The sequence below is a fragment of the Candidatus Erwinia haradaeae genome (assembly GCF_900699015.1).
GTDB lineage: Bacteria > Pseudomonadota > Gammaproteobacteria > Enterobacterales > Enterobacteriaceae > Erwinia_E > Erwinia_E haradaeae_E.
Map to the genome: position 1 here is coordinate 858,181 of NZ_LR217737.1, position 13,648 is coordinate 871,828.

The 13,648-nt window shown below is 31.6% G+C and carries 10 protein-coding genes; 1 reads left to right on the plus strand and 9 read right to left on the minus strand.

What is annotated here, in order from left to right:
• Nucleotides 1-1,159 precede the first annotated feature (1,159 nt).
• Nucleotides 1,160-2,413 (plus strand): serine hydroxymethyltransferase, encoded by a 1,254-nt coding sequence (glyA, locus tag ERCIPICE3303_RS02550; RefSeq protein WP_157991151.1) that lies wholly within the window; start codon nucleotides 1,160-1,162, stop codon nucleotides 2,411-2,413.
• Between the two features lie 488 nt (nucleotides 2,414-2,901).
• Here glyA and sufE read toward each other — a convergent pair whose 3' ends face one another.
• The 9 genes from sufE to lolC all read right to left on the minus strand — a co-directional run bounded on the left by sufE (nucleotide 2,902) and on the right by lolC (nucleotide 13,296).
• On the minus strand, nucleotides 2,902-3,324 hold the full coding sequence (gene sufE / locus ERCIPICE3303_RS02555; protein ID WP_157991152.1) for a cysteine desulfuration protein SufE: 423 nt from the start codon (nucleotides 3,322-3,324) through the stop codon (nucleotides 2,902-2,904).
• Between the two features lie 1,006 nt (nucleotides 3,325-4,330).
• The gene (gene sufS / locus ERCIPICE3303_RS02560; protein WP_157991153.1) at nucleotides 4,331-5,551 is read right to left on the minus strand and encodes a cysteine desulfurase SufS; all 1,221 of its coding nucleotides are present in this window, start codon (nucleotides 5,549-5,551) and stop codon (nucleotides 4,331-4,333) included.
• Nucleotides 5,548-6,828, minus strand: a complete 1,281-nt coding sequence (sufD, locus tag ERCIPICE3303_RS02565) for a Fe-S cluster assembly protein SufD (RefSeq protein ID WP_157991154.1) — start codon at nucleotides 6,826-6,828, stop codon at nucleotides 5,548-5,550. The genes sufS and sufD overlap by 4 nt, the downstream gene beginning before the upstream one ends.
• The gene (sufC, locus tag ERCIPICE3303_RS02570; protein ID WP_157991155.1) at nucleotides 6,800-7,549 is read right to left on the minus strand and encodes a Fe-S cluster assembly ATPase SufC; all 750 of its coding nucleotides are present in this window, start codon (nucleotides 7,547-7,549) and stop codon (nucleotides 6,800-6,802) included. The genes sufD and sufC overlap by 29 nt, the downstream gene beginning before the upstream one ends.
• Nucleotides 7,550-7,585: 36 nt before the next feature.
• Nucleotides 7,586-9,079, minus strand: coding sequence for a Fe-S cluster assembly protein SufB (gene sufB / locus ERCIPICE3303_RS02575; protein WP_157991156.1), 1,494 nt, complete (start codon nucleotides 9,077-9,079; stop codon nucleotides 7,586-7,588).
• A gap of 5 nt (nucleotides 9,080-9,084) precedes the next feature.
• Nucleotides 9,085-9,459 (minus strand): Fe-S cluster assembly scaffold SufA, encoded by a 375-nt coding sequence (gene sufA, locus ERCIPICE3303_RS02580; protein WP_157991157.1) that lies wholly within the window; start codon nucleotides 9,457-9,459, stop codon nucleotides 9,085-9,087.
• A 690-nt stretch (nucleotides 9,460-10,149) separates the two neighbouring features.
• Nucleotides 10,150-11,397: a lipoprotein-releasing ABC transporter permease subunit LolE gene (gene lolE / locus ERCIPICE3303_RS02585; protein ID WP_157991158.1), complete on the minus strand. Its 1,248-nt coding sequence runs from the start codon at nucleotides 11,395-11,397 to the stop codon at nucleotides 10,150-10,152.
• The gene (gene lolD / locus ERCIPICE3303_RS02590; protein WP_157991159.1) at nucleotides 11,397-12,101 is read right to left on the minus strand and encodes a lipoprotein-releasing ABC transporter ATP-binding protein LolD; all 705 of its coding nucleotides are present in this window, start codon (nucleotides 12,099-12,101) and stop codon (nucleotides 11,397-11,399) included. The genes lolE and lolD overlap by 1 nt, the downstream gene beginning before the upstream one ends.
• Nucleotides 12,094-13,296 (minus strand): lipoprotein-releasing ABC transporter permease subunit LolC, encoded by a 1,203-nt coding sequence (lolC, locus tag ERCIPICE3303_RS02595; RefSeq protein ID WP_157991160.1) that lies wholly within the window; start codon nucleotides 13,294-13,296, stop codon nucleotides 12,094-12,096. Before lolC ends, lolD begins: the two co-directional genes overlap by 8 nt.
• Nucleotides 13,297-13,648 lie beyond the last annotated feature (352 nt).

Below are 13,648 nucleotides of genomic sequence, written 5' to 3' on the forward strand. Positions count from 1 at the left end.
TAAAATTTTAATTAAAGCTTATTTTCTTGTAAAATACTTCTAATTATTCTTCTACACCTTATGATTAATGATAACCTATTGATCTACATATCACACACATACTCTAAGTAATTGTAAGATCTTCTTAAAAACTATCAAGACTTACATTAATCATCTACACAGGAAGATCATATACAATTCCTCTATAAAATCAAAAACTTTTTATTTAATCAATAGCATTCTTACCTAATGATCCTAAAAACATATTATAATAAATCCAATATCAAATAAATTAGATAGAATTAATTATATAAAAACCTAAATTAAAATAATTTTTACATACCTATTATGTTTTCTATATATTAATATATCGCTATTAATATATAGAAAAATCACATAAAATTTAAAAATAATCTATAAAACCTTTATGAATATAAACATATTCAATCATTCCAATACTGATAGCTTAACTAACCTTATAAGCTAGAAATAGATTGTTTTTCTTTAGAAGAAAGATAATTAATATCTGATATTCATCTACTTTATAAATTTATAATAAATGATACATTTGATCTTGTATCAAGAATATATAAAAACTTTAATTTTAAATATTAATCTATAGTAGATTCCTTGGGTTTCAGGTTAATAAACATCATAATATAGCTATTAACATCAAAATACTTTATTCTGCTGTAATATTACAGCACTCAATTATGAAATCTTTTTTTCCTAAAAAATCATTGATCATGGCAAATTATTATTATGTAGGATAATATTGAAGCTATCATCTTCATATCTTTACATTATTGCCTTCTATCCAAATTGATACTCATGTAATACTCACTAAAAACTAATATTTAATTATAAAATCTTTACGATGAATCTGTATAAACTTCTAATTTTAGAAGAAAGCATCAAAATAAAAATATCACACAAAATGAATCAAATTAACATAAAAATAGAAACTCTCAAGTACTCAGACTTTAATATGATTGTTAATTATCCTTAACGACGAACAATTCTGCCATAGCTAATCAATTAACTAATATCACAAAATCTTATGTATAAAATAACTTATCCACAATGATTAAAAAATGCATTTATACGCAAAATTAGTTCTATGTTATAGAAATACATTATGATCTAATCATACCAAACCTGAATTAAATAAGGACATAAAATGCTAAAAAAAAATATGAATATTTCTAATTATGATAAAAAATTATGGCTCACCATGGAGAAAGAAAAAGACCGTCAAGAAACCAATTTAAATCTTATTGCTTCAGAAAATTATACTAGTCCTCGCGTCATGGAAGCACAAGGATCCTGTCTTACTAATAAATATGCAGAAGGATATCCAGGTAAGCGCTACTATGGTGGATGTCAATATGTTGATATCATTGAACAACTAGCCATTGATCGCGCTAAAGAATTATTTAAAGCTGATTATGCCAATGTACAGCCCCACTCAGGATCTCAGGCAAACTTTGCTGTTTATACAGCACTTCTTCAAAAAGGTGATACTATACTTGGTATGAAATTAGACCATGGGGGTCATCTGAGTCATGGATCTCCTGTAAGTTTATCAGGGATACTGTATAATGTCATTTCATATGGTGTAGACGAGAACGGCGATATTAATTATCATGAAATATTTGATCTTGCTAAAAGATATAGACCAAAGATGATTATTGGCGGGTTCTCAGCTTACTCTGGCATCTGTGACTGGGAAAGGATGCGTTATATTGCTGATTATACAGATTCATATCTTTTAATTGATATGGCGCATGTTGCCGGTTTAATTGCCGCTGGTATTTACCCTAATCCCTTGCCTTATGCTCACATTGTTACTTCTACTACACATAAAACTCTAGCAGGCCCTCGTGGTGGAATTATCTTAGCAAAAAATGGAAATAATTCATTATATAAAAAACTAAACTCAGCTGTATTTCCTGGAGGACAAGGAGGACCTTTGTTACATGTTATTGCAGGAAAAGCAGTAGCTTTTAAGGAAGCAATGGAGCCTGAATTTAAAATATACCAAGAAAATGTAGCTAAAAATGCTAAAGCAATGCTAGAAATTTTCTTAAATCGCGGTTATCAGGTGATCTCTGGAAAAACTGACAACCATCTATTCCTTCTGAATCTCATCAATAAAAAACTGACTGGACAAGAAGCAGAACTAGCCTTAAGCCAAGCTAATATTATTATTAATAAAAATAGCATACCTAATGATCCTCAAAACCCTTTAATTACATCTGGTATCCGTATCGGATCTGCTGCAGTGACACGGCGAGGACTCAGAGAAAAAGAAGTGGAAAAAATCGCAGAATGGATTACTAATATCCTGAATGATATTAGTAATCATAATATCATTCTTGATATAAAAAACCAAGTACTTAATATCTGTCATGATTTCCCAATCTACAAATAAACAATATTTTTTTCTTAAATAACTGACTTGATCAAATAAATAGTATATATTATTTGCTATAGAAACAACTTATAATTAGATCACTTTACTAAAAGTGTGATTTGAATTCAATAACTTATACAACCATTAGCGCAATCAATAAAGATGAATAATAGAAACGTTTTTAGACTCAAGCAGATTTAACGATATCTATCCTCAATAATTAGATTGACTATACAAGTATCATCATAGACTAACAAAAATAAATACTATTTTACAATCAAAAACAATACATATGCATAAAATATATGATATATATCAGGAATATTTAAATATTACTTCTAATTGTATTCTTTAATATGCTTAAAATATTAAGAATAATTAAAATACGCATCCTATAGTTTAATCGTCAAGTATATTAAATATTTTCATTGTATCTAGAAAAGATAGACATTTAATGTGACATGAAAATATTAAATTTTATTTTTTTATTAAGAATTTTTCATTGCTTATATGCTTTTTAACAAAAATAATTTCTTCTTAATTGTATAAATCATAGCATGCAATCCCTGTGAACGAGATGGTGTTAAATGTATAGTAAGAGTAAGATCTGAAAACCACGAAGATACATCAAACTCTAAGAGACTTATCGGCGTCATATTTTGATAACATGAAAAAATAATAGCCATTAACCCCCTCACTAGTGCAGCATCACTATCCCCTGTAAGTATCACTAAGCCATCTTTATCGAGATTAACGTCTATCCAGACCTGACTTTGACAACCAGGAACACTATTCTCTAGTGTATAAAGAGAATCTATACATGACGGAAGTCTAGTTCCTAACTCAATAATATATAAATATTTTTCCTCCTGATTAAGACAACGATGAAAATTAGATATCAACTTTTCCCGATCTGGTAAAGTGTGCATTAAAAAATCCTCACTCTGATCATTTTACTGATGATATTCATTTACGTTGGATTTTCTTTAATTAATAAAATATTAAACATTTGTCATTATATAACCTATAATATTTATCTTTCATAGTTCTCTTAATGAATAAAAATGACTAGAAATAATACTATATTGCATGATTAAAACTTTCTTCTCTCTCAGTGAAAACTTAATATTGTAGATATTATAGCTTTCCACAATAGAACTAATTTTCTATTTTAACAATTTACACGTACCTTTATTAAGTTACTAAAAGTAGTACCGATACATTAATAACAAAATACATCAATGTCTTTTTAATATATATAAACATCAGGTTTTAACTTATGACTAACCCCATATATTTATTAAGATTCTAGAAATATACGTAATTCCCTTGTTAAATACAACCAACCCTAATACCTATAAGATAAAAAAGTAAATTGGAATCTACCTTACTATACTATAGTCTTGCTATAGATATTTCTATTTAGAAAGTTTTACTCCTTAACTATTTATCAGGAGATAGTAACCACAATACAGCACCTTATATAAAGTGCTTAACACAATAATTTTCAAAAGATTAAAAATAATAAAAACAGATTGTAAATTTTACAATCTATAAGTTTCATTCATGATTGATCTGTCTATGTTCTAAAAATCAACAAAATACATAACTACATTATCCAATGAAATAAATATTTCTAAATTATTCTATCTAATTAATGAATATAAATTCTATTACTAGCAATAATTGAGGGGGTAATAGATAGATAGCACTATCTATACGAAAATAATGAGAATTAGCTGAATTATACTAGGAGTCAATATCATTAACGAAGATATTGATCTGAAACTATCTATTCATCTAAATAGATCTTCCTAAAAATACTGAGAGATTTTTGTCTATATTCGATAAGACCATCTCATCACCAAGCTGCTCCTTACTACTAAAATTAAATACTGCTTATTGTAAAACAAAACTAGTTGACCATGCTAAAACTCAAACTAATAAACGATGGATACGCATTAACCCAGTGACTAAACGATCTACTTCTTCTTCACTATTATAAAGACAAAAAGAAGCGCGACACATAGAGGAAACTTGATAATATTGCATTAATGGCATGGCACAATGATGCCCAGTTCGTATAGCAATACCATACTGATCAAGAAAACTACCTACATCAAACGCATGATGTTTACCAAGATTAAACGAAATAATACCACAAGATTGCACAGACCCATAAATCACAATATCTGGAACTAATGATAACTGATCTAAAGCATAACGCATTAGCTGTGTCTCACGATGACGAATCACATTCATACCTAATCCCATAACCCAGGTTAAAGCGGCTCCTAAACCAATAATAGCAGTAATATTTGGTGATCCAGCTTCAAAAACCCAAGGAGATTCAGAATATAATGAACCATCTTTTAAGCTAACCGTAGAGATCATTGCCCCCCCGCCTTGCCATGGCGGCATCAAACTTAGAACGTCCTTGCGCCCATAAAGAACTCCAATCCCAGAAGGAGCATAAATTTTATGACCTGAAAAAACATAAAAATCACAATTTAAATCCTGCACATCTACTGCAGTATGCATTACTGCCTGAGCTCCATCTATTAAAGTCATGATCCCAGAAGACTTAGCTTGTGAAATCAATTGTTTCACTGGATTGATAGTACCTAAAACATTAGAAATATGTGTAACTGCTAACAAGCGAGTACGCTTATTTATTAATGACATTAACCGTGGTAAATCTAAATTTCCTGAAAAACATAAAGGAATAAAACGAACTTCAACCCCTAAACGCTTTGCCACCATCTGCCAAGGAATAATATTAGCGTGATGCTCCATTTCAGTAATAATAATATTATCACCAGGTTGGAGATTACTACCTCCCCAACTATTCGCAACTAAATTAATTGCTTCTGTTGTGCCTTTAACAAACACAATCTCTTCCATACTGGAAGCATTAATAAAAGAAGCAACCTGAGCTCGAATACGCTCCATCTCAGAGGTAGCATCAGCACTAAGTGTATGTATACCACGATGGACAGCAGCATAACTATATTCATAGAAATGACTTACTGCATCAATCACTGCCCGTGGTTTTTGTGCACTTGCTGCACTATCAAGATAAGTTAATGGATATCCTTTAACTTTTCGTGACAATAATGGAAACTCTGACCGAACAGAAGTTAAATCAAAATTCATAACAAACCACCAGAGAATCGTTTCGTAATACGATGAATTAAGGCTTCTTTTAAAACATCATTAGTAACCATTCTAGTTAACTCAGAAATAAATGCATACATAATGATACGATTGGCAACAGATATATCAATACCACGTGACTGTAAATAAAATACCTTTTCTTTGTCTATAGAACCAGTTGTCGTACCATGCCCACATTGAACATCATCATGATAAATCTCCAACTTTGGTTCCGTGTTTACTTCTGCAAAAGACCCAAGTAACATATTCCTATTAGTAATATAACCTTCCGTTTTACTAGCATCTTTCAATACGTGCATAATACCATTAAAAACTGCTCGAGCACAGTCACAAACTATAGTTTTATGAAGCTGATCACTCTTACAATAACCTTTATGATGTTCTAAAAATGAACGACTCTCGCATACTTCTTTATCTATAGGGATCATTAGACTATTCATAATAAGATTAGAGCGCTCTCCATTTAGTTGGACACTAGTTTGATGACGAGTCAAACCTGCGCCTAAAAGAAAACTATGACTTTGTACATCAACTTTGGAACCAATCTTCAGATCATTATGAGATGTATGGTAACTATGCCGATCCTCAAATGAAAAATTATAATGTATTAATTTAGAATTATTACCCATAGATACGGTTAATCTCGAGCCAGTAAAGTGTGGTGACTCATCTAGACTAATATAATGCTCAATAATAGTGGCTTCACTTCTATCATCCTGTTGAAAATGATGACGATAATGAGAAGTGTATAATGTATTGTTAGAACTACTACTAGATATATGCAAGAGATAAAGCGGACGCTTCGCTACAATACCACTTGCTAAATGAATAAAAGTAACTTGTCTAGCCAAACTTTCAGTTAAGTGTAAAAAAAAATCAGATTTTATTGGTGAAAAATCTTCCCTCTGTTCAAATTCTTGAGATATTTTAATAGAAAATGCATCATGCTCATTGTCACTTAATTCAGATATAAACCAACCATCTATAAAAACTAAACGCACTGCATCAATGGTAAATGCTTCTTTTTCAATTATGTGAGCATCTAATCTAGATGATATCGGAAAAACAAATTGATTATCAAATAATTGATCTAATGGGGTGTATTTCCAAATCGCTTGTTCGCGCGTAGGCAAACCTAATTGAAGCATCTTCTTCCAGTGAAGATTTCTTTCTTTATAAATCTGATTATTACAATGTTTAAATAAACTTGACCACTGTGTAATTACATCATTCTTCCTGCTGCAGAAGCCAACCATAACCTTGCTCCTCTAGTTGACTTACTAACCAGAAACCTCCTGATTTTATAATTTTCCCTTGAGATAAAACATGTATAATCGATGGTTGAATATAATCCAACATGCGTTGATAATGTGTTATGATAATAAATGAACGTCCGGCATTTCGTAAACTGTTAATCCCATTCGAAACAATTTTTAACGCGTCAATATCAAGCCCAGAATCAGTTTCATCTAAAATACACAAACAGGGCTCCAAAACCAACATTTGTAAAATATCATTACGTTTTTTCTCGCCTCCAGAAAAACCAACATTAACAGAACGACTCAGCAAATCTTTAGGCATCTCTAAAAGACGAATCTTTTCCTGAATAAAATCTTGGAACTCAAAACGATCTAATATTGCCTGATTACGATATTTACGTATAGAGTTCACTGCAGTTTGAAGAAACAACTGATTACTTACTCCTGATATTTCAATCGGATACTGAAAAGCTATAAAAATACCCTCTCCAGCACGGGAATCCGGATCTAAATCTAATAAATTTTTACCTTTAAATTCAATACTACCACTAGTTACTTTATAATCTTTTCGTCCAGATAAAGTCGCTGCTATCGTACTTTTTCCTGATCCATTAGGACCCATAATAGCATGAACTTCACCTGGTTTTACGTGAAGATTTAAGCCTTCTAAGATCATTTCATTATCAATGCTAACATGTAAATCTTTAATCCTTAACATAAGATATCCTTATCAACCATAGTCATTTATATCCAATTAACCCACAGTATGCTCTAGGCTAATCGCTAACAACTTCTTGGCTTCCACTGCAAATTCTAGCGGTAACTCTGAAAAAACATCTTTACAAAATCCATTTACAATCATAGAAATGGCGTCATCTTGACTCATCCCCCGTTGCAAGCAATAGAATAATTGATCCTCACCAATACGTGAGGTTGTTGCCTCATGCTCAAGGTGAGCAGTGTTATTACAGACTTCAACACATGGAAAAGTATGAGCAGAACATAAAGAACCAATAAGCATTGAATCACATTGGGTAAAATTACGCGCATTAGAAGCAGTGCTCATTACCTTTACTAAACCACGATATGTATTTTGACCTCGACTCGCTGAAATCCCCTTGGAAAGAATGGTTGATTTTGTATTTTTACCAATATGAATCATCTTGGTTCCAGTATCAGCCTGTTGATAGCCACTAGTTAATGCTACTGAAAAAAATTCACCAATAGAATTGTCACCACGTAAAATCACGCTTGGATATTTCCAAGTAACAGCTGAACCAGTTTCTAGCTGTGTCCAAGACATTTTGCTATTCTTACCAGAACATAATGCACGTTTTGTTACAAAATTTAAAATCCCGCCCGTAGCATCTCTGCCAGAAAACCAGTTTTGTACAGTAGAATACTTAACACTTGCATTCTGGTGAATAATTACCTCCACTACTGCAGCATGAAGTTGATAAGAATCGCGAATCGGAGCAGAACATCCTTCAATATAACTGACAGAGCTCCCTTCATCAGCAATAATCAAAGTACGTTCAAACTGACCAGTGGTAGCTGAATTAATGCGAAAATAGGTGGAGAGCTCCATTGGACATCTTACTCCTTTAGGGAGATATACAAAAGTTCCATCAGACGCTACAGCTGCATTCAGTGAAGCAAAAAAATTGTCACGAAAAGATACTACGCTACCAAGATACTTTTGTACTAAATCAGGATAGGCGTGAATCGCTTCACTAAAAGAACAAAATATAATACCTTGTTTTTCCAACTTACCACGATAAGTTGTTGATACTGATACTGAATCAAAAATCGCATCAACTGCTACCCCTTGATCTTCATAAAGAGGCACCCCTAATTTCTTAAAAGCCTCTTCTACTTCTTTAGTTAAGAAATTAGATGCACTATTGGAAGAAGATAAAGATATATCTAATTTCGAATGATGAGAATGACCGGAACCTTCACAAGAAGGCGCAGAATAATAACTATAATTTTGATAATCCAAATTACTATATTGTGCTTTTAACCAATGGGGTTCTTTCATTTTTATCCAAGCTGAATATGCTTGAAGACGAAAGTCTAGCATCCATCTAGGTTCATTACGTTTAGCTGAAATCGCACGAACTATATCTTCATTAATACCATTACTCAACTGTTCAGTTTTTAATTCAGTAACAAAACCCTGCTTGTATTTCGCATATCTACTTTTCAAAATTTGAGCACTGTCAGATTTATTATGATTATTAGACATAAAGCTTACTCAATAGCAAAGCTCTCACCACAACCACAGGAATTTTGAGCTTGAGGATTATTAAATTTGAACATATGATTAAGACCTATACGAACGTAATCTACCTCTGTACCATCAATATAAGGCATAGCACGAATGGGAACAAATAAACTTATACCATTATAAGTAAAAATCAGATCACTTTCTGAGAAATCTTTAACTAGATTCATCCTATAACTTAAACCAGCACAACCAGAAGTTTTGATATCTAATTGAATACCTTTAATCTCAGGATCTTTGTTGACTAAACGAGTAATCTGTTTCACTGCTCTATTAGTCATTGTAAGCCCTTTCCACATACAATTCTCCAAGCCTGATATTTCAGGATACAGCCATTCCATCGTTAATATTAAATATAATATATTTTTAATTAAATTTAAATTTTATTAACTATTATAGATAGTACAAATAACAATTTTTATCCAATAAAAAATTAATATTTTTTATTTTACAAAGTTAATCCAATAAAGATCTAATCTTATACGAAAATACATGTTTCTTTAAATATAAAATTTATTACATTCTTAAAAAGATAACATAAAATATTCACTATCTATGAATAATATGATCTTCTTTTTTTTATTAGATACTCTAATTACTATCTAACAACTAGAATCAATAAAATTGAGTAAATTCTAATGAATAATATCAAAATAAAAATTTAACATTATCCAACAATTCTGAGAAACATTAATTAGAATATGAATTCTTGAAGAATTATAAATATTTTTAAACTTTATATAGAACTGTAAATCTACTCAGACTAAATATAATATACTTTTCAATAATATAACTGATTATATCTATAGATATAATAAAATGATCTAAAACTCTCTGTATAAATTTTAAATCCATTTAGTTATCAGTAACTCGAACTAATATCCATTCCTATAATTGCATCATATCTGCTTGATATTAAACATTCAAAATATGTACAAATACTTTGATAATGTAATACAAAAGTGATGAACTCTAGTTCATAGAAAAATTACCATTGTAAGGATCATCATCATAGCATAGTCTGATCTTTTCTACTTCTCAGACAGCACCCTAGCAGGACAGAGACGGATAGCTTTTTGAGCTGGATACCAACTAGATCCTAGACTTAGAACTACAACTGTCAATAGTATAATTATAACATCAATCCAATCAAGCCTGGATGGAATAAAATCAATAAAATAAATGTCTCCTGAAAGGAGATGATATCCAGTTACTTTTTCAAAAATATAAAAAATAGATGTAAGATTAACAACAACTAGAATACCAATCACGACTCCAATGATGCTTCCTGTTAAACCACCTAATAATAATCCATACCAGAGAAAAATAGAACAGATGAGCTCATCTTTAGCACCCAAAGTGCGTAATATAGCAATATCAGAACCTTTATCCTTAATCGCTATGACTAATGTAGACATAATATTAAAACAAGAAATACCAATTATTAAAACCATTGCTAAATAAAGTAATCCACGAATCATCTGTATATCATGGTACATATATCCATATGTACTTATCCAGCTTCGTATTGCAACATATAAGCCAGTCCTTTTCCCAGCCTGATAAACCACCTGTTCAGCATGAAAAGGATGATCAACCCTAATAGCAATCCCAGTAATACTCTCACCGATTTCTAATAAATTCTGCATATCAATAAGTGGAATATAAACCATATTATTCGCATATATTCCATTAAGATTAAACATTCCAACAACCTGAAGAGCTACTTTCTTTTTTTGTAATATTTTATTATCAGAGCCACTCTTGGTTATCATAAGACTAATCCAGTCACCCAGTTTAATATTCAAGCTATTAGCTGCGCTTTGTCCTATCAAGACTTTCTTTTGACCAGATACAAAGTGTTTCCACATCAATCCTTGTACATAAAAAGGTATTGCACTAATTCGACTTTCTAATTGCGCATCGATACCTTTAATTTGAACTGCCAGTACCCTTCTTCCGTTTTGAATTAACCCAGTAGAATTAACATAAGGTGCTGCTGCCACTACACCAGGAACTTTTTCGACCACATTTAAAAGCGACCTCCAAGTAGAGAATGTCTGGTTCACTGATTCTATTTCACCATGTGGAACTACAGCGAGTATACGATGATTTAATTCATACTCAAAACCATTCATTACACTTAGACTTATAATTAATACAGAGATACTTAAGGCAATACCAAGAATAGATAAAACCCCAATTAAAGAAACTATGCTACCTTGTCTAAAAGAATAACTAAAACGAATACCGAGAAAAAAAGATAGAGATTTCTTCATTATCCTTGACCTAATTCGCTCCTAATCTCTCTGAAATAACCATCATTCATCTTAATTTGTCGTTGTAAGCGTTGCGCTAAATATAAATCATGTGTCACGATTAAAAAAGCCGTATGATGTTCTTGATTGAGTTTGGTCAACAACTCAAAAATTAAATGGGTATTAGCTGCATCTAAATTACCTGTCGGTTCATCCGCTAAAACTAGACGCGGATGATGCACTAACGCACGCGCAATTGCCACTCTTTGCCGCTCACCACCAGATAACTCAGATGGACGATAAGCCGCCCGATCTCTCAAACCAACAACATTTAACATATTTTTTGCTATAATTCGCGCTTTTCCATAATCAATTTTAGAAATCAATAGAGGCATCGCTACATTTTCTAATGCACTAAAATCCATTAACAAGTGATGAAACTGGTAAATAAAACCTAATTTTCGATTACGTAATTCAGCTTTTTCTGCAGAAGACATAGTATTTAAAGAACGACCTTCAAATTGTACGTCTCCAGAAGTAGGATCATCAAGCCCGCCCAAAATATGAAGCAAGGTGCTTTTTCCAGAACCAGAACTTCCAATCACCCCAATCATATCACCAGATCGTATATTAAACGTTACATTACACAAAACATTAGTTTGTATATTGATTTCTTGATAACTTTTAGACACATTATTACATTGTAATAAAATCTGTTTACTCATAGCGTAACGCCTCCACGGGTGAAAGAGAAGACGCACGGAAAGATGGAAGAAGTGCTGCAACAAATGCAACTAGATTTGCACTCAATGTAACAAAAACAACTTGTGATATAGAAATAACCGTAGGCAATGTTACCATTTTATCCATAAAGATTCCAAGTATCTCCATTAAGTGACCAAGCTGAGTAGTCAAAAATACTCCAAGAAAAGCGCCAATTAAAGAACCAGCGAATCCAACTATAGAGCCTTGTATGATAAAAATCATAGTTATTTTTCTACGTTGAAGACCCTGAGTTTGCAAAATAGCGACCTCACTCCTCTTCTCCATAATAAGAAGAAAAAGAGATGTTACAATATTAAAAGCAGATACTAAGATAATTAAACTCAACAGCAACCCCATTATGTTTTTTTCCATATGCACTGCCTGAAATAACGCACCTTTCTGATCACGCCAGTCTTTCCATACTAACCCTCCTGGAAGAGATTGGGCACTAATTTTTTCAACTTCTAACGGTTTTTTTAACCAAAGACGCCATCCGGTAATGTAACCTCTCCGATACAACATAAGACGTGAAGCATCTTGTTGATTAACTAATACCTGATAGTTATCTGCATCACTATTAGAAAAAAAAGTACCAATTACATTAAATAACCTCTGACTCGGCATAAAACCAAACGGAGTTAAATAACTTATAGTTGGCACTAATAAACGAACCTGTTCTCCTGGATTCAATCCGAGCTGCTTAGCTAACTTTTCACCAACAATTAAATTATATTTACCAGCTTGCAATTCTGTCTGTCGAACATTAATTAAAAAAGGCTCTAATATGTCACTTTTATTAGGATTAATCCCTAAAACTGTGGCCACACCAATATGACAAGAACTTTGTATAACCACTTCACCGATAGTTAACGGCTCAATACGATTTACACCTAAAAGATGCAAGCTATTGATAGGTTCTTTTTTTGGATCAATAGATCCTGAACTACTAGTAATTAAAGCCTGAGGCATAAAACCAAGAGTTCGTTTTTCTAACTTATCTTCTAAACCATTCATAACTGATAAAACTGTTATTAAAACCGTAACACCAATCGCAAGTCCAATGATAGCGAGCCATGTCACTAAATATCCGAAACGACCAGATCCACGACCTGTCATATAACGTAAACTAATAAACAAGGTTAAAGGTCGATGCATAAAATTACTCTTTTAGATCATCTATTATAATGTATAATACAATGTCAGTAGACTTATATGAAATACAAATACGCTTTTCTTTGATAGACAAAACAAAATAAATCTCTAAACAATATTAAGTACTAATTTTATTCAAAGATCTATCACATTATATAATATTGAAAAGGGAAATATGAAAGTTAAAAAGAAATATTATTTTGTAAAAAATAAATTCATCATCAATTTAAAAAATAATTTAAAAATATAAACAAGATCATACATACGTATATAAAATTAAAATTATAATAATTTAAGTAGATTGCAAATATAAAAATATCATTACATAAGATCATTTAAGGTTCAATAAGATAAG

Bases quoted from the DNA above. Each gene is read 5' to 3' on its own strand.
- glyA (WP_157991151.1), top strand. From the start codon at position 1,160: ATGCTAAAAAAAAATATGAATATTTCTAATTATGATAAAAAATTATGG.
- sufE (WP_157991152.1), bottom strand. From the start codon at position 3,324: ATGCACACTTTACCAGATCGGGAAAAGTTGATATCTAATTTTCATCGT.
- sufS (WP_157991153.1), bottom strand. From the start codon at position 5,551: ATGAATTTTGATTTAACTTCTGTTCGGTCAGAGTTTCCATTATTGTCA.
- sufD (WP_157991154.1), bottom strand. From the start codon at position 6,828: ATGGTTGGCTTCTGCAGCAGGAAGAATGATGTAATTACACAGTGGTCA.
- sufC (WP_157991155.1), bottom strand. From the start codon at position 7,549: ATGTTAAGGATTAAAGATTTACATGTTAGCATTGATAATGAAATGATC.
- sufB (WP_157991156.1), bottom strand. From the start codon at position 9,079: ATGTCTAATAATCATAATAAATCTGACAGTGCTCAAATTTTGAAAAGT.
- sufA (WP_157991157.1), bottom strand. From the start codon at position 9,459: ATGGAATGGCTGTATCCTGAAATATCAGGCTTGGAGAATTGTATGTGG.
- lolE (WP_157991158.1), bottom strand. From the start codon at position 11,397: ATGAAGAAATCTCTATCTTTTTTTCTCGGTATTCGTTTTAGTTATTCT.
- lolD (WP_157991159.1), bottom strand. From the start codon at position 12,101: ATGAGTAAACAGATTTTATTACAATGTAATAATGTGTCTAAAAGTTAT.
- lolC (WP_157991160.1), bottom strand. From the start codon at position 13,296: ATGCATCGACCTTTAACCTTGTTTATTAGTTTACGTTATATGACAGGT.